Consider the following 15,958-nt stretch of genomic DNA (forward strand, 5'->3'; position numbering starts at 1 on the left):
ACCGGCCCGATACCCCATGAGCGACGACCAACCCGACAGCGGTGACACCGGCGCTGGAACCGGTGTGATGGATATCGAGATCCAGACCGAGATGGAGCAGTCCTTCTTGGACTACGCCATGTCAGTTATCACGTCCCGGGCACTGCCCGATGCGCGTGACGGCCTGAAACCGGTGCATCGCAGGATCCTCTGGTCGATGTTCGACACCGGCTTGCGACCGGACCGTCCCCACAAGAAATGCGCCACCGTGGTCGGCGATGTCATCGCCAACTACCACCCCCACGGCGACGGCTCGATCTATGACGCACTCGTTCGGATGGGCCAGTCGTTCAGCCTGGCGAACAAGCTGATCGACCCGCACGGCAACTTTGGCTCGCCGTCGGACCCGCCCGCCGCCTACCGCTACACCGAGTGCCGCCTGACGAACTTGGCCATGACAATGGCGGAGGGCATCGACGAGCAGACGGTGGACTTTGCCGCCAACTTCGACGGCTCCCGCACTGAGCCGTTGGTGATGCCGTCACGGTTCCCGAACCTGCTGGTCAACGGCAGTCAGGGCATAGCGGTCGGCATGGCGACCAACATCCCCACGCACAACCTCGGCGAGATCATCGACGCCACGATTCATCTCATCTCCCATCCCGACGCCACCGTCGAGGACTTGATGGCGTTCGTGCACGGACCCGACTTCCCGACGGGTGGCCGGATGCTGGGTCGAGCCGGCGCACGGGAGGCAATGACGACTGGCCGCGGCTCGGTGAAGATGCGCGCCCGGGCCGAGATCGTCGAAGACGGCAGGCGGTCGAGCATCGTGGTGACCGAGATCCCGTACCAGACCTCCGTCGAGGGCATCGAACGCAAGATTGCCGATGCGGTGAACCGCAAGGTCATCGACGGCATCACCGAGCTGCGCAACGAGTCCGCAAAGGGCAAGACGCGCTTCGTGATCGAGATGCGGCCGTCAGCGCCGGCCAATGTGGTGCTCAACAACCTGTGGAAGCACACGCCGCTGCAGTCCAGCTTTGCGGTGAACATGGTGGCGCTCGTCGACGGGGTGCCGCGCACGCTGAACCTTCGGAGTGCGTTGGTCGCCTATGTCGGCCACCAGATCGAGGTGGTGACGCGGCGCAGTCAGCATCGCCTGGACGTGGCGCGTGCTCGGTCGCACATCGTGGAAGGCCTGCTGCGAGCGCTGGACCTGATCGACGAGATCATCGCCCTGATACGCGCTAGTGCAGATCGCGCTGCAGCGCTCGAGGGCCTGTGCGCTGAGCCGATGTCGTTCAGTGGCGAGCAGGCGAACCACATTCTCGACATGCAGCTGAGCCGCCTCACCCGGCTGGGCCGCACCCGATTGACTGACGAGCTGGCTGAGCTGAAACGCACCATTGCCGAACTGGAAGCCATCCTCGGCGACGATGCGCGGCTGCGGCAGGTGATCATCGACGAGCTGAGCGCGCTGCGTTCAGATCACGCAATTCCCCGGCGCACCGAGATCGTCACCGATCCGGGCGAGATGGACGCCGAGGACCTGATCGACGACGAGCCGCTGGTGGTGACGCTCACTCGCGAGGGCTATGTGAAGGCCACTTCGCCTGACATGTTCCGCACCCAGGGTCGTGGCGGGCGTGGCGTGCAAGGCGCCCGGCTCAAGGACGACGATGTCGTGGACCGTGTGATGCTCACTACGGCACACGCATGGCTGTTGTGCTTCACCAACCGCGGCCGGGTGCACCGGCTGAAGGCCTACGAGGTGCCGCTCACGAACCGCACCGCGCGGGGGACCGCGCTGGTGAACCTGCTGCAGTTGGCCGCTGGCGAGCGCGTCGAGGCGGTGGTGGAGGCGCGGGAGTTCCCCTCGGACCGGTACCTGATGTTCATCACGCGCCAAGGTCTGGCCAAGAAGACTGCGCTGAGCGCGTACGAGAACATCCGCTCCAATGGCCTCATTGCGTTGAGCCTGCGCGACGGCGACGAGTTGGTCCGTGTGCTCGAGACTTCGGGCAACGACGACGTGATGATCGTGTCGCGAGCGGGGCGGGCCATCCGGTTCTCGGAAGACGATGTGCGTTCGATGGGCCGAGTTGCAGCTGGCGTTCGGGGCATGCGCCTGCGCGGTGACGACACGGTGGCTGCTGCTGATGCGCTGTCGCCCGACGACGAGCGTGACCTGCTGGTCGTGGCGAGCACCGGGACTGCCAAGCGCACCGCTGCGGCGCTGTTCGGGTGCAAGCGACGCGGCGGTCTCGGCATGATCGCTGTGAAGCTGCCGGACGCGGAGGCTCATGTCGTGGGTGCGCGGCTGGTCGGCCCCGACGATGAGGTGCTGCTGGTGTCGTCGAGCGGTGTGCTCATCCGGACTCGCGTGGTGGATATTTCTCGGCAGGGCCGCGCAGCTTCTGGCGTGCGGGCGATGGCGCTGGGCGACGGCGAGACCGTGGTGGCGATTGCCCCTGTCGACCTTGAGGTCGACGTGCCCGAATCCGATGATGCCGACACGCAACCTGGCGAAATCTCTTCGGCCGAGGAGAGCTCACCGGCGTAACGTCGCTCGATGACGTCGGCTGTGCTCGTTCAAGCCCCGCCGGTCCCGCCTGCCCCGCCTTTCCGGCAGAGCCAGTGCGGTCAGACCGCGTTGCCGGCGGCGCTGCTGGCGCTTGGACTGCTGGTCGGATTGGGCCTCGTCGCTCGCTGGGGTCATGCTGCGCTGGCGAGTTCGCGTGCCCAGACCGCTGCTGACGCCGCAGCCCTGGCGACGCTGGCCGGGGCGGATCTCAGCCAGGTTCCCCAAGGTGTGCTGCCCGATGCCGACGCGGCAGCTGCCGCCGTTCGCGATGCCGGCGGGACGCTGCTCGCCTTTGATCTTTACGTCGGTGACGGCACTGTGCAGGTCGAAGTCGTCGTGGAGCTCGACGGCCAGCGCGCCTCGGCAGCCGCGGCGGCACAAGTACCGCTGTCGTTTCCGCTGGGCCCGCTGCCCGGCCTGGTGCCCGGCTCCCCTGACGGGCTGTCTGGCGGCTGACTCCTACACTGCGAAGCGTGGCCGAGGGGACATCCGGTGGGGCGCCGCCGTCGCCGGAGCCGAGCGGACCAACTCCCACCGACGAGCTGTTTGCTGAAGCGCTGGGCATCACCCCAGCGGGTCGCTCCCGTCGCCGCCGCGCTCCGGTGCCCGACGTGCCGCCGGCCGGTCCAGGTGCCCCGCCCCAGATTCCGCACGCGCCGCCGGGCCAGATTCCGTCGGCGTCGCCCCATGTGCAGCCCGGTCAGGTTGCGCCAACCCATGCGCCGCCGGGCCACGATGCCCCGCCCCCTGCAGAGGAAATGGAGCCCGTCCGCTGGAAATGGCTCAGCCAGCGCCGGGCCCGAGTGCGGCGGACGCACCGGATCCTTCGCCACATCGATCCCTGGTCGGTCTTCAAGGTGTCAGTGCTGCTCTATGCCTGCCTGTATGTTGCGGTGCTGGCCGCGGGCGTGCTGCTGTGGAATGCGGCTCAGCGGTCAGGTCTGGTCGACAAGGTCGAATCGTTCATCACCGAAGTGGGCTCGTACGAGAGCTGGACGATCGACGGCATGGTCATTTACCAGCGCGCCCGGATCATCGGTCTCATCGTCGCCACCGTCGGTGTCGCCTTCAACGTGGTGATGGCGATCATGTTCAACCTGATCAGCGATCTCACCGGCGGCGTGCGTGTCACGGTGCTGGAGGACGAGCGCCGCCCGCCCGCCCGCTGAGCGCTCGACCAGAATTCACACTTGGATGTACCCGCAGGCGGGCTGTAGTGTGAGCAACTTCGCGGGGCTATAGCTCAGTCGGTTAGAGCGCACCCCTGATAAGGGTGAGGTCGTTGGTTCGATTCCATCTAGCCCCACACAGACCAAAGCAGTCATGGTGAGTTTTCTTCGGAGGGTGCTGCTCGCCAGCGTTGTCGGCGGGTTGGTCACCTTCATCTTGCGCCTGCGTTCTTCCCAAGACGTGCCTCGCCGCGAGGGCAGCTGGCGTGAGCTATCTGGGCCTGACCTGCGGTGATCAGGTGATCTGCCGATGAGTTCGGCAGCAGTTATTGGCGCGGGAGCGGTCGGTCAGCGCATCGCCCGGCAGCTGGCCTCACGAGAGGATGTGGATCGCCTGGTGCTGGGCTCGCGCCACACCGACCGGCTGCGTGGGCTTGCCTCACAATTGCTCGACGTGGATGTCGAGGTCGTAGAACCGGGCTCGTTGCCCGAAGTCGATGTAGTGATACTCAGCCTGCCGAGCGGTGGCCACACTGCGCTGGCCGAGAAGGCCCTCGAGCGCGGCGCCCACGTGGTGTCGCTGTCAGGCGCCGTCAGCGATGTGGAGCAACTGCTTGCACTCGACAAGCGGGCCAAGAACGCCAAGAAGTCCGTCGTGGTCGGGGCGGGATTCTCGCCCGGGTACAGCTGCTTGCTGGCACGCCACGGTGCTGCGCAATTCGACATGGTGACCGAGATTCACATTGCTCGTGTGGGCACGGGAGGTCCTGCCTCCCAGCGCCAATTGCACCGTGCCCGGACCGGGACCTCGATCGATTGGCGGGACGGGGGTTGGCGCCGCCGGCGGGGCGGCTCGGGCCGGGAGCTGGTGTGGTTTCCTGATCCGCTCGGTGCGCACGACTGCTACCGGGCTGCGCTCGCGGACGCGCTGCTGCTGGTGCCGGCATTCAACGACATCGAACGGGTGACGGCGCGTGTTGCAGGAACCCGCCGCGATCGCCTGACTGCGATGCTGCCGATGCTGCGTCCACCCCATCCCGAAGGCGGGCCTGGGGGAGTGCGCGTCGAGCTGCGAGGCATGCGGGACGGCCGCCACTGCACCGATGTGCTCGGCGTGATCGACCATCCGAGCGCGGCGGCTGCCGCCGTGGCCGCTACTGCCACGGGATGGGCACTAGCCGACGAGCTGCCTTCGGGGGCGTGGGGGCTCGGGATGCTCGACGATCCGCTGCCGTGGTTAGCGGAGTTGGCGGAACGGGGCGTGCGCGCCGCTGCCTACGAGGGCGCCCGCCTGTAGTTCGGCCGCAATTGCAACCGAACAGCTGCGCCGGGTCAGCCCAGCGAGCTCAGCCGGTCAGATGCGCACTTCGCGCTGCCAGTCTTCGAGCAGTTCGTAGTTGCCGAACGTCTCGAGTGTCTCGGGACCGATGCGGCCCCACACGAACAGCATCAAATCCTGTGCCGGCCCCCGGGCGGCCACATCCGACTTGCGGTGCGCATGCTCCACCTCAAGGCCTTCGGATGTCCGAGTGATGACCCATTCACCGTCGGCATCAGTGGCGTGCAGGTGGATGGTCTCGCCGTTGCCGGCGAAGACCGTCGGTTGACGCACCGGCAGGAAGAAGTCGAAGACTTCGTCGATGCCGTCGACGGCCGCGGCGGAATCGATCGGATTCGGCGTGCCGTCGAACGCGGATTCGGCGTCCCAGCGGTGCATCACGGCTTCGTTGGCCATGCGTCGCTGCCAGAACCCGATGGTCTGGTCTCGGGGGTTGAAGCTCCAGTAGGGATCACTGGGGTCCCGGGCGGCGAGTTCGGCTATGAGGCGAGCAAGGGCGTCGGCATGCCACTGCGACAGCGTGCAGTCGGGCTGAATGATGCTGTCGCGGTCGACGGGGCCGGCTGCGGCGATGCTGGAGCCGACGAACGTCCACACGCCGGCGCAGTGACCGATCAGCCCCTCGAGGTCCCAACCGGGGCACTCCGGGATGGGCCGCTGCCAGTCGCCGGGCGTGCTCTCGGCCCGGGCGGCGATCTCATTGAGCCGCCGACCCTCTGCTTCCAGCCACTGTGCGTACCCTTGCTGCGTCATGGCTGTTGGCCCCCTCTTTCCGATCGCAGATGCACTCGCGGCGATCCCGAGCCCATCGCGCAGCTACATCTCGCTCGGACCGCTCGACATTCGAGCCTATGGCGTTGCCATTGGCTTGTCCGTGCTGGTTGCGGTGTGGATCACCAGCCGCCGCTGGCGCCGGGCCATCGCTGGCCAGGACGCTTCGTACATGGCCGGCGCGAGCGATCTTGTCGGGACGATCGCGGTCTGGGTTGTGCCGGCCGGCCTCCTCGGCGCCCGGCTGTACCACGTCATCACCGACTTCGATCGCTATCGGAACAGCCTCGGCGACATTCCCAAGATCTGGCAGGGCGGCCTGGGCATCTGGGGCGGGATCTCGGCTGGCGTCCTGCTAGCGGTGTGGATGCTGCGCCGCGGCGGGCACAGCACCCCGACGATGCTCGACGCACTGGCACCGGCGCTCGCGGTGGCCCAGGCCATCGGCCGGCTGGGGAACTGGTTCAACCAGGAGCTGTACGGGCGCCCCACCGATCTTCCGTGGGCACTTGAGATCGACCAGGCACATCGTGTCGCCGGTTACGGCCTTGAAGAGACGTTTCATCCGACGTTCGCGTACGAAGCCCTGTGGAACCTGGCGCTGGCAGCGACGCTCGTCTGGGTGGTTCCCAAAGCGCTGCCCCGCCTGCGCACCGGCTACCTGTTCGCGGCATACGTGTTCGGCTACACCGCCGGGCGTGTCTGGATCGAACTGCTCCGTATCGACAACGCCACCGAGCTAGGCGGCCTGCGCATCAACGTGTGGACCAGCATCGTCGTCGGCCTAGCAGCCCTAGCCGCAGTATTCGTAGGCCTGCGCCCCGCCCCCGAAGCCACAAGCGAGAGCGACGCCGTCCGTCAGTGATTAGCTGAGCAGGCCGATGAGCGTGTCGCGGGTGTCGGCTTGCTCGTCGAGGGTGCCGAAGGCCGAGCCGGAGAATGAGGTCACGCCGCAGTCCGCCATGGCGCTGATGCGGTCGGAGACCTCCGTGGCGCTGCCGATGATGGCGATGTCCTCGGGTCCGCCGAGACCCTCCCGATCGAGCATTGCCCGGTAGCTCGGCAGGGTGCCGTACACCACTAGGTCCTTGGCAGCCCGCGCCCGGGCGGTGTCGACGTCGTCGGTAACGCACACCGGGAAGCCAGCCACGACCTGAGGCGCGGCGCGGCCGGCCTCGGCGGCCGCTTCGTTGATGGTCGGCGCCGTGTGATTCCGCAGCGTCGCCGGACCGGTCATCCAAGTGAACGTGCCGTCGGCCATGCGGCCGGTCAGGCGCAGCATCTGGCTGCCGAGCGCAGCGACGAACACGGGCGGCGCGTCCGCAGCCGGGGGAGTGATCTCGCCACGCCCAACCACGGCATCGCCGCCGTGGGAGACGCGTCGGTCCGTGAGCAGCTTGGTCAGGATCGTCAGGTAATCGCGCATGTGCGCAATCGGCCGGTCGAACGAGTAGCCCCACATGCCCTCCACCACGGGCTTGTGCGACGGGCCGATGCCCAGGTCCAGCCGCCCGCCGACGACGGCCTGGGTGGTAAGCGCCTGCTGGGCCAGCATCATCGGGTGGCGCGGGTAGGTGGGCACCACGGCCGTTCCCATGCGGATGTCCGGCACATCACGGCCGGCCACAGCAATGGTGGTCAGCGCGTCGTGGCCGAAGATCTGCGGGGTCCAGTAGCGCCTGAAGCCCTGCTCCGCGGCGTCGCGGATGCTGGCCTCGAAACGCGCAGGGCTCGTGTCGAATCCGAACAGCTCAATGTGCATGCCCCGCAGCGTAAGAGGTCGAGCGGATAGGTCACGGTTCGAGAAACGATGGTCACGTCCTCTTTGTGCAGATTTGCCGTGTGTGGCGGCATTTCTGCGCAAAGTCTGGGCAGTCGAGACTGGCAGACATCGCCACCGCGCCCCGCGGCTCAGGCAAACGCGTCGAACATCTCCTCGAGCGCCTTGAGCTGGCCGCCGCTCGTGCTCGACGGCACCAGGATCGGCGTCTTGCACCCGGCGTCGAACCACGCCTCGACCCCGTCCCGCACCTCGGAAGCCGAGCCGTACAGCGTCGCGTTCGACAGCCAGTCGTCGGTCATTGCCCGATGCAACGCCTCCGTATCGCCTGCCGCAGTAGCGGCCTCCACGGCTTCCATCTCATCGACCCAGCCGGCCTGCTTCCAGTAGTTCCGGTAGTTCGGCAGTGCCACATAACCAGCCAGCGTCTTGCGATTGCGAGCCGCCCCGGCAGCCCGATCGTCATCGATGACCGTCGGGATCATGTTCCCCACAAAAAAGTCGTCCCGCTCGCCGGCATCGCCCAGGTGCGCCACCGAGTTCGCGAAGTCGTTACAGCTGGCATTCGCCCACACCGCGCCCGAGCTGATCTCTGCTGACAGCTCGGCCATGCGCTGGCGCAGCGTTGCCAGCACGATCGGCGGCAGCTCGCCGTGTTGCTGCGAAGCTGCCTCCATCGCGGCGATGTAGTCCCGCGTGTCCGCAAGCGGCTTGCCCGGCGTGAGGCCCAGACGATCGTGCACCGGCCCGTGCGTCACGCCGATGCCCAGCCGGAACCGCCCACCGGAGATCTCGTGAATGAACGCAGCGGTCGAGGCAATGTCAACCGGGTTGCGGAAGTAGATCGGCTGTACCGACGTCCCGAAAACAATCTCGTTCGTGACGTGAGCGATCGACTGGCACAGCGCTACGGGGTCGCCCATCGACGGGCAGAAAATCCCACTGAAGCCGCGCTGCTCGATCTCAGCGGCAATCTCGAGGGTGCGCTCACGACGGCCGCGCACTGCGGCCAGGGAAATGGCAGGCATGTTCATGCGGGGTTTCCTAGCAGACCGGTCTCAGTCGAGCCGCTTGGCGCGGTGCCCGACGCAGCGTGCGGCCGCGCCGCTCGGGCCTCAAGTTCAACTGGAGCTTGCAACCGCCCCGTCGCGCATCGGCAGCGTCAGCAGGCCCAGTGCAATCAGGCTGGTGACGGTGACCAGCGCAATGGCGGGCCCGAAACCGGCGGCGTCAATCACGAATCCACACACCGCTGGGCCGACCAGCCCGCCGACCCCCAGGCCCGTGTAGTAGATGCCGATGACACCGCCGAGGTTCTTCACGCCGTACCACTCAGCCAGCACCGACGGCGTGGCGGTCACCCACACCGCCCACCCCACACCGTGCGTGACGGCACTGATGACCAGCACCGCTGCACTGCCACCGGAAACCCACCAGATCGCCAGCGCAGCAGTCAGGCAGGCGAACGCGGCCCGGCACAGCCACATGGGATCAACCCGGTCGCCCAGCGCGCCACACGCCAGACGGGCGACAACGCTCGTGGCCCCGGAAATGCCAATCAGCCCGGCGGCCAGACCCGGCGCCACGCCGGCGTCGACCGCGTAGTCGTTGTAGAACGCGACCGGCGCGTAGAAACCCGGCCCGATCGCAACAACGGCCGCGAAGAACAGCAGGAAGCGGCGCGACCGTGCCAGCAACGAGATGCGCATCAGCCGGGCGCCCGACGTGCGAACCCTGTCGCCCCGTGTGGCGGCCCAGCCGATGACCACGAGCGCCACCGCAGCCAGCACCGCATACGTCTGCCGCCACCCGATCACCGAGATCAGCTGGTGCCCCAGCCACGGCATCACCAACGTCCCCGCACCGACGCCGACGAGCAGGAACCCCATCGCCGCCGGACGCTGCCGCTCGCTGAAGCTGCGCCCGATCAGGCCGATCATCGAGGGATAGCAGAACCCCGTGGCGAGCCCGACAAGCACGCCGAAGGCCGCGTAGGTCTGCCATAGCGCCGACGACCAGGCCGTCCCGAGCAAACCGCCCGACATGGCCAGCGCGGCCACCGCCACCAACGGTCGAGCGCCGAAGCGGTCGCCGATCCGACCCCCGATGGCACCGCCGAGGTAGTAGGTGCTGATGGCCGTGGAGAACAGAGCGGCCACGGGACCGGTGGTGGTGCCGAAGTCGTCGGCGATCGGCGTCAGGAACACCCCGAACGAGAAGAGAATCCCGAACGTCACGAAGTTCGCAGCGAACGCCGCTGCCGCGATCGACCACGGCGCTGCGGGGTCCGCAGAGTCCCCAGAGGGCGTCAGATCTGATGTGTCGGGCACCAACCCTCAAGCCTGCCCCGCGGCGGCACAGCGCGTCGGGTTCGACGGTATTCACCCGAATGAAGGCCCGGTACCCTCAGATGCCTTCGATCCTTCGGGGCTGTAGCTCAGATGGCAAGAGCACCTGCTTTGCAAGCAGGGGGTCACGGGTTCGAGTCCCGTCAGCTCCACCAGATCAACAGGGCGTAACGTTGCATTACCCGACGGCCGGAGCACAGCATGGGCGCGAACAGGAAGCTCGGTCTAGGCATCGCAATAGGAGTTGGAGCAGGCGTAGGCCTAGGCGCGCTAATGGGCAACATCGGCGCCGGCATAGCAATAGGAATCGCCGTGGGCATCGTTCTCGCTGTCAGTTTGAGCCGACGTCGTCGCGATGGCCAATAGTTGGCACCCCTTCGTCCAAAGCACCCTCGCCGAATCTCTGCTGCAGAACTTCTCGCAGGTCAGCACAGCTCGAAACCAGCGACCGGGCGTGTGGGGCGGCGGTCGACCACGCGCTCACAGAACGCTCGTGCCTTGTCGATACGCCCGCTCCTGACGTATGCGGCGAGCAGCGTGTTGGTCATCAGGTCCCGCTGGGCCCGGCTGCCCCCGATGCGGACGACTTGCGGGATCAACGGCTCAAGAACCTCGACAACCGTCGACCACTGCTCGTCGACGAAGGCGCCGTAGGCCCGGGCCAGCGTCGCCCCGGTGGTCTCCGCGGGCAGGCGGCCGGTCGTGCCGAGCTCCTGCAGTACCGAGATGCTGGCCTGCAACTGCTCGGTGTCGCCCAATGCTGCGTAGACGAGACCGATATGTGCGTCGACGAACACGATGGGCTGGGCAAAGTGCTCCTCATAGAACTCACGCACCCTGTCCCAGGTGGTGCGTTCGCGCGGGTTGCCCGCCAGCTCGAAGCGCCACAGAAACGACGAGGAATCGGAGAACACGGTGATCGGCGGGCTGGTTGTCGCTCCGGGCAGGCAGTTGTGGCGAACGGCCTGCAACGCCGCGTCGTCGCGCCCGATCGCCAAGAGCGCCAGCGCGTAGTGCCACCAGATGTGGCAATGCAGCACGCTCGCCCGGTCGGAGGCGGGAAGCCAGCCGTCGAGAAAATCGACCGCTTCGCTATCATCGCCGGCCTCGAAGAGCGCGTGTATCAGCGTGTGGGCGCCATGGGGATTGGTCGGCCGTTGCCGCAGCGAGCGCTCGGCCAGCTCTCGACCGCGGTCCCAGCGGCCGGTCTCGATGAGCGCGAACGCATGCACGGTCGCGAACCACCAGTCGTCGCCGTAATGGGTGGCGAGCGGTTCGAGAAATGCGAGCAGCTCGGCTTCCCTGCCGATGCGACCGCTGAAGCCGATGGCACCGAACACGCCGCATGCAGGCGACAAGGCGAACGCGTCGCGGGGGTAGTCGTCGACGTGCTGGCGGATGAGGTCGAGCGCTTGGGGGACCTTGCCGCTGACGAGGCGATTGATGATCTCGATGTGTTGTTGCTCCCTCGCTGTCGCCGCCTCGCTCAGCGCAATAGCGGTTTCCACTGCGGCTCGCGCCTGCGGTATTCGCACGTTGAGTTGATGCTGGCGGGCCTCCGCGGCGTGGGCGAGGGCAAAGCTCGGGTCGGCTGCAATGGCTGCGGCCAAGCAATCCTCGACGTAGCCGTCAGCAGCGAGCATCCGATCGATGGCTTCGACGTAGGCATCGCGTGCTGCTGCCGATGAGGTGCTGAGCTCGAGACCGAAGCGGTCCTCCACCCTCAAACCGCCGTCAGCGACCAGACGAGGGGAAGGTCCGACCCGAGTGCGGTCCACTGGGCATCGTCGGACACCCGCCACACCTCGCCGGTGTCGGTGCCGACCAGGACGCCGCCGGTGTTATCGGGGTCTACGGTCAGGCCATGGAAGTTGGCGTGCGACGGCGAATGGGCCGGGTCGCACAGGGATCGCCACGACCGACTCTGGTCATCAGAGCGGTACAGGGCTGCGCCGGCCCCGCCGTCATCGCGGTAGTGCGAGAACGCGGTGGGAGCGCTGGCGACGGTGACGCTGTAGGGGCTGCGACGGTCGATGCACATCGGCCGTGAGTAGCGGGGGGTGATGCCCTTCCAAGCGTACTCCCAGGTCCGACCGTAGTCGTCCGACCGGAAGACGCCGGCGTTGCCCTCGATCTCTTCGGCGATGCCGTCAAAGCGTCCGTAGCCGGTGGTGATGAACAGCACGCCCGCCTCGGCGGGGTGGGGGAACATCATGTGGAGGTCAGGGTTGCCGCCGGGCAGGTCGACCGTCCAGGTCTGGCCTCCGTCGGTGGTGCGTGCCACCCCTCCGACCTCGACGCCGACCCAGATGCGGTCCGGATCGTCCTCGTCGATGGCGAGAGCCCGGGCCCGCCCCGGCATGGGCGGCTCGACGGGCACGCACCAGGCAGCCGCTTCAGGAAGGTTGGCGAACGACTCGATCTCGGTCCAGGTCTCCCCTAGGTCGTCGCTTCGGAACAGATGGGCTGGCTCGGTGCTGGCGTAGAGCAGACTGTTGCTAGCGGCCCGGACCTGCCATACGTCGTAGTCGGTGAGCTGGGGCACCGACCACGTGCGACCCCCGTCGTCACTGGCGAACAGGCCAGGGGTTGCCGCTGCGAAGAGGCGGCCGCCGACCATCGTGAGGTCGCGGACGTGCCGAGCCTCGAGCGTCTGTTGCGACCCCGCGCCATCGACAATGAAGACGCCTTTGGTGGTACCCGCGAGCAGCTGACCGTTCATGTCGCCACCCTAGATCGCGTCCTACGCGGGCGCCGTCTGAGGTTCGCGGGGATCGTCCAGGGTGATGGTCCAGTTAGGGCCGAGCTCGGCTTCAATGCGGTTGCGGAACATGGGTGCCAGCACTGATGCAGGCATGACGCACTCGGCGCAGGCGGCATCGGGAATGTGCAGCTGCAGATGGATGTCGCGCCCGGTCACTGAGGCGGTGAGATCGGCACCGTCGGTTCGCAAACCTTGCGCGAGCCCCTCGACGACGTCGTGCAGATCTGTCGCTGTGTCGCCGGTTTCGTTCGAGGTGCCGTCGGCTGTGCCGGTGAGCAGGTCAAGCACTATCGGCGTCACTGCGTCAGCGAGCATCATTGCCCCTGAAACCGTGAGGCTGCCGATGGGGTGCGGCACCGTGGCGAACGGGTAGTCGGCGAAGCCTGCGAGTTCGGCGATCGCCTGGCCGGTGCTGGCGAACGGCTCGGTCAGGATGGCCACGGCGGGCACACCACGCTCCTCGAAGTGCACGGCGTCGAGCACACTGCTCGACGAGCAGCTGCCTCAGTCGCCGATGGCGGCGATGATCGCCGTGACGTCGGCGACCAGCGCCTCGACTTCCTCCGGGGCGGCCGGCAGGTTGGCGGTGGGCTTGCGCATCAGCACCGCAGCACGTGCGCCGTGGCCGTCGATCAGGTTCTGGGCCACCCGCTCGAGAATGCCCGGGCCGTGCGTCTTGCCGTTGCTCACCAGCCCCACCACGGCGCCCTCCAGCGAGGCGGGACGCGGGGCGAGGCCCGCGTCGGCGCCAGCGCCAGACAGCGTCGGGTCAACCAGGGTGACGGTCATGGCGTGAAGATCTCCTGGGTGATGAGCGGGACGCTGCGGTCCCGGCTCCAAGTGGGAAAGAACGACGAGTGCCCGCCGGCATCGCCGCCGCCCACCATGAGCGCAATGTCGCCAGGGCAGGTGCCACGAGGGATCGGGATGTCCTCGTCGCCCGGCTGCACCACCGGGTCAGTCTCCATCCACTGGGTGGGATGGAACCCGGCCACGTTGCCAGCGCCCTCGACCTTGCCGCCCCGCTTCACCTCGGCATAGCTCCGGGTGGCGTGGGCGAACAGGTACTCCTGCACCTGGCCACGGCTCCAGCCAGCCGCCCCGATCTTGCGGGCGTGCTCCGGTGCGAACACCACCAGCGAACGTCCCGAGCTGAGCGAGCCGAACGCCGACATCGTGTCGGCGAACGTGTCCAGCAAACCCTCGGGATCGGGCGACGCATGGTTGAGCACGTTGTGGCCCGACTCGGCAGCCATCACCGTGACCGTGCTGGCCGACGGCGAGTAGCCGAGCGAGACGTGGTACGGCTCCCACGGGCTCGTTGCCTCGTCCTCCCCGAAGCACATCGCGTACTTGCCGGCCCACCCCTGAGTGCTCTTGTCGAGCTTGCCGGGGATGGCCGCAAGGCAATTCCGCAGCACCAGCCGCACGGTGCGGCCGATCGTGGCGTTGGCCCGGAAGCCCGGACCGAACAGGTTCTCCTTGTAGTGGATGCCGATCTCGTCACGGATCGGCCCGTTGACGGCAATGAGAATGGCCGCCCCGCCCGTACTGGCCGCCACAGCATGCAATTCGAACTCCGGGGCGCCCATCGCGGCGAGCGCAGCGCCCGCCACCGAGAAATACTCCGGCAGGCACCCGGCCATCACCGCATTGGCGGCGGCCTTGCGGGCGCTCACCGCCAGGCCTCGCGCCGGCTCGCGCAACAGCACCTCGTCGCCGCCCCAGACACCCCCGGCCAGCATGTCGTCCACCAACCGCTCGGTCGGCGGCACCACCGGCAGCCCGTCAGTCCAGCCGGCGTCGTAGCAGGCCTCGATGGCCTGCCACAGATCGTCAACCTCAAGATCACTGTCTTCAGTCATTGCATGTACGGGTCTTGCATGTGCGGGAATCGACCGGCTACTTCGTTCGGCTACTTCGTTCGGCTTCCTCGTTCGGCTTCCTCGCCGGGGTGTGACTACGCGCTCCGGCGCCTCCGGTTGCGGCGACGGGCCAGGCGGTTCTCGATGACGGTGCCGGGGTCAGGCGTTGACGCAACTTCCGGCGGGGGCTCGTTTCCGGCAAGGACAGCGACGATCTTGGCGGTGTGCTCCGCCGTGCTGCCACAGCAGGTGCCGATCACGGTCACGCCTGCAAGCCGGGCCCGGTGTGCGTGGGCAGCCAGCATCTCGGGCGTGCCGTTGTAGACGAATCCATGCCCGCTCCAGACCGGAACACCCGCATTCGGCTTGGAGACGACAGGGGTTGCATGGTCAGCCCCGGCAATGGCGACCACCGCTGCCTCGGTGTCGGGCACGTTGTTGCCGCAGTTGGCGCCGATGGCGGCCAGATCCAGCTGCGCCAGCCGCTCGGCTAGCTCATTGCCGGTCACGCCCATCATCGTGCAACCCGCGGTGTCGAAGCTCATGGTTGCGGCGACCGGCAGATCGCACGCCGACCGCGCCCCCCGCACAGCGGCTTCCACCTCGTCGAGGGCGCTCATCGTCTCGATCCACAGCAGGTCGGCCCCGCCGGCCGCCAGGGCCGTCGCCTGCACCGCGAACGCAGTTTCGCAAGCCCCGGCCGTCATGTTGCCGAGCGGTGCGAGCAGCTCACCCGTCGGCCCCATCGAACCCGCCACCAGCACCGGCCGCCCGGCCCGCTCGGATTCTGCGTCAGCTTCGAAGCGTGCGATGCGGGCGGCGGCTCCGTTGAGCTCGCACACTCGGTCTTCGAGGCCGTGCAGCGCCATGCGAAAGTGGGTGCCCCCGAAGCTGTTCGTCACGACCAGGTCGGCCCCGGCCTGCAGGTACGACCGCTGGACCGCACGCACCTCGGCCTCGTGGGTGATGTTCCATTCCTCAGGCGAATCGCCGGAGCTGAGACCCACGGCGAACAGCCGGGTGCCCATTGCCCCGTCGGCGACGACGTACCCCTTGTCCGCTATGAGAGCGGCGATGCTCACCGAAGTGCCTGCCGTTGTTGGCCCCACACCGACATCATGCATGCCCTCCGAGTGGTGGCGACCGCGCGCCCGGTTCGACGTGCAGTGCCACTCGGATCGTACGACGGGATCCGGCCGTCGCTGAACCGGTTTTCTGGTGCTGCCCAAGCCCTGGCGGCGCCGCACAGCTCGAAGCCGACACCGATCCGGCGGTGCGGTGCGGTGCATGATCGTCACCGGGACCGGCCGGGCGTTCACGTCGGGCCACGATCTCGGTGAGTTCGCCGACCGGACT

14 protein-coding genes and 2 tRNA genes are annotated in these 15,958 nt (G+C 67.5%); 7 read left to right on the forward strand and 9 right to left on the reverse strand.

Translation table 11 applies throughout. The features are described from left to right. Nucleotides 1–16: 16 nt before the first annotated feature. The 5 genes from gyrA to ACOQPH_RS15475 all read left to right on the forward strand — a co-directional run bounded on the left by gyrA (nt 17) and on the right by ACOQPH_RS15475 (nt 5,032). Nucleotides 17–2,545 (forward strand): DNA gyrase subunit A, encoded by a 2,529-nt coding sequence (gyrA, locus tag ACOQPH_RS15455; RefSeq protein ID WP_420622225.1) that lies wholly within the window; start codon nt 17–19, stop codon nt 2,543–2,545. 9 nt (nt 2,546–2,554) lie between these two features. Beyond that, on the forward strand, nt 2,555–3,022 hold the full coding sequence (locus ACOQPH_RS15460; protein ID WP_420622226.1) for a pilus assembly protein TadG-related protein: 468 nt from the start codon (nt 2,555–2,557) through the stop codon (nt 3,020–3,022). 17 nt (nt 3,023–3,039) lie between these two features. Further along, nucleotides 3,040–3,735 carry a DUF3566 domain-containing protein gene (locus ACOQPH_RS15465; RefSeq protein WP_420622227.1) on the forward strand — a complete coding sequence of 232 codons (696 nt, stop codon included), beginning with the start codon at nt 3,040–3,042 and terminating at the stop codon, nt 3,733–3,735. Between the two features lie 63 nt (nt 3,736–3,798). Next, nucleotides 3,799–3,872: transfer RNA gene (locus tag ACOQPH_RS15470), tRNA-Ile, on the forward strand. A gap of 173 nt (nt 3,873–4,045) precedes the next feature. Continuing rightward, nucleotides 4,046–5,032 (forward strand): saccharopine dehydrogenase NADP-binding domain-containing protein, encoded by a 987-nt coding sequence (locus ACOQPH_RS15475; protein WP_420622228.1) that lies wholly within the window; start codon nt 4,046–4,048, stop codon nt 5,030–5,032. A gap of 57 nt (nt 5,033–5,089) precedes the next feature. Here ACOQPH_RS15475 and ACOQPH_RS15480 read toward each other — a convergent pair whose 3' ends face one another. Then, nucleotides 5,090–5,827, reverse strand: coding sequence for a maleylpyruvate isomerase family mycothiol-dependent enzyme (locus tag ACOQPH_RS15480; protein ID WP_420622229.1), 738 nt, complete (start codon nt 5,825–5,827; stop codon nt 5,090–5,092). On the opposite strand from ACOQPH_RS15480, the gene lgt reads away from it, so the two are divergent. Beyond that, on the forward strand, nt 5,826–6,710 hold the full coding sequence (gene lgt, locus ACOQPH_RS15485; protein ID WP_420622230.1) for a prolipoprotein diacylglyceryl transferase: 885 nt from the start codon (nt 5,826–5,828) through the stop codon (nt 6,708–6,710). The genes ACOQPH_RS15480 and lgt overlap by 2 nt on opposite strands. On the opposite strand, the gene ACOQPH_RS15490 is transcribed toward lgt, so the two are convergent. From ACOQPH_RS15490 to ACOQPH_RS15500, 3 genes are all read right to left on the reverse strand, one after another. Continuing rightward, complete coding sequence (locus ACOQPH_RS15490) at nt 6,711–7,607, reverse strand: TIGR03564 family F420-dependent LLM class oxidoreductase (RefSeq protein ID WP_420622231.1); 897 nt, start codon at nt 7,605–7,607, stop codon at nt 6,711–6,713. It lies immediately after the preceding gene. A 149-nt stretch (nt 7,608–7,756) separates the two neighbouring features. Continuing rightward, nucleotides 7,757–8,659 (reverse strand): LLM class flavin-dependent oxidoreductase, encoded by a 903-nt coding sequence (locus ACOQPH_RS15495; protein ID WP_420622232.1) that lies wholly within the window; start codon nt 8,657–8,659, stop codon nt 7,757–7,759. A gap of 87 nt (nt 8,660–8,746) precedes the next feature. Continuing rightward, nucleotides 8,747–9,955 carry an MFS transporter gene (locus tag ACOQPH_RS15500; RefSeq protein WP_420622233.1) on the reverse strand — a complete coding sequence of 403 codons (1,209 nt, stop codon included), beginning with the start codon at nt 9,953–9,955 and terminating at the stop codon, nt 8,747–8,749. A 96-nt stretch (nt 9,956–10,051) separates the two neighbouring features. Here ACOQPH_RS15500 and ACOQPH_RS15505 point away from each other — a divergent pair. Next, nucleotides 10,052–10,128 (forward strand) — tRNA-Ala (locus ACOQPH_RS15505). Nucleotides 10,129–10,398: 270 nt separating this feature from the next. On the opposite strand, the gene ACOQPH_RS15510 is transcribed toward ACOQPH_RS15505, so the two are convergent. The 5 genes from ACOQPH_RS15510 to ACOQPH_RS15530 all read right to left on the reverse strand — a co-directional run bounded on the left by ACOQPH_RS15510 (nt 10,399) and on the right by ACOQPH_RS15530 (nt 15,684). Then, complete coding sequence (locus tag ACOQPH_RS15510; protein ID WP_420622234.1) at nt 10,399–11,751, reverse strand: tetratricopeptide repeat protein; 1,353 nt, start codon at nt 11,749–11,751, stop codon at nt 10,399–10,401. Then, the gene (locus ACOQPH_RS15515; protein ID WP_420622235.1) at nt 11,697–12,695 is read right to left on the reverse strand and encodes a WD40/YVTN/BNR-like repeat-containing protein; all 999 of its coding nucleotides are present in this window, start codon (nt 12,693–12,695) and stop codon (nt 11,697–11,699) included. Before ACOQPH_RS15515 ends, ACOQPH_RS15510 begins: the two co-directional genes overlap by 55 nt. Nucleotides 12,696–12,716: 21 nt before the next feature. Then, nucleotides 12,717–13,526, reverse strand: a complete 810-nt coding sequence (locus tag ACOQPH_RS15520) for a UGSC family (seleno)protein (protein WP_420622236.1) — start codon at nt 13,524–13,526, stop codon at nt 12,717–12,719. Further along, complete coding sequence (locus ACOQPH_RS15525; RefSeq protein ID WP_420622237.1) at nt 13,523–14,602, reverse strand: hypothetical protein; 1,080 nt, start codon at nt 14,600–14,602, stop codon at nt 13,523–13,525. Before ACOQPH_RS15525 ends, ACOQPH_RS15520 begins: the two co-directional genes overlap by 4 nt. A gap of 95 nt (nt 14,603–14,697) precedes the next feature. Continuing rightward, complete coding sequence (locus ACOQPH_RS15530; protein WP_420622238.1) at nt 14,698–15,684, reverse strand: homocysteine S-methyltransferase family protein; 987 nt, start codon at nt 15,682–15,684, stop codon at nt 14,698–14,700. Between the last annotated feature and the right edge of the window lie 274 nt (nt 15,685–15,958).

Source organism: Candidatus Poriferisodalis sp. (assembly GCF_965221945.1).
Taxonomy (GTDB): Bacteria; Actinomycetota; Acidimicrobiia; order Acidimicrobiales; family Poriferisodalaceae; genus Poriferisodalis.

What these genes read in the sequence shown, in the direction of transcription:
- gyrA (WP_420622225.1), top strand. Translation starts at nt 17, where the DNA reads ATGAGCGACGACCAACCCGACAGCGGTGACACCGGCGCTGGAACCGGT.
- ACOQPH_RS15460 (WP_420622226.1), top strand. Translation starts at nt 2,555, where the DNA reads ATGACGTCGGCTGTGCTCGTTCAAGCCCCGCCGGTCCCGCCTGCCCCG.
- ACOQPH_RS15475 (WP_420622228.1), top strand. Translation starts at nt 4,046, where the DNA reads ATGAGTTCGGCAGCAGTTATTGGCGCGGGAGCGGTCGGTCAGCGCATC.
- lgt (WP_420622230.1), top strand. Translation starts at nt 5,826, where the DNA reads ATGGCTGTTGGCCCCCTCTTTCCGATCGCAGATGCACTCGCGGCGATC.
- ACOQPH_RS15480 (WP_420622229.1), bottom strand. Translation starts at nt 5,827, where the DNA reads ATGACGCAGCAAGGGTACGCACAGTGGCTGGAAGCAGAGGGTCGGCGG.
- ACOQPH_RS15490 (WP_420622231.1), bottom strand. Translation starts at nt 7,607, where the DNA reads ATGCACATTGAGCTGTTCGGATTCGACACGAGCCCTGCGCGTTTCGAG.
- ACOQPH_RS15495 (WP_420622232.1), bottom strand. Translation starts at nt 8,659, where the DNA reads ATGAACATGCCTGCCATTTCCCTGGCCGCAGTGCGCGGCCGTCGTGAG.
- ACOQPH_RS15515 (WP_420622235.1), bottom strand. Translation starts at nt 12,695, where the DNA reads ATGAACGGTCAGCTGCTCGCGGGTACCACCAAAGGCGTCTTCATTGTC.
- ACOQPH_RS15525 (WP_420622237.1), bottom strand. Translation starts at nt 14,602, where the DNA reads ATGACTGAAGACAGTGATCTTGAGGTTGACGATCTGTGGCAGGCCATC.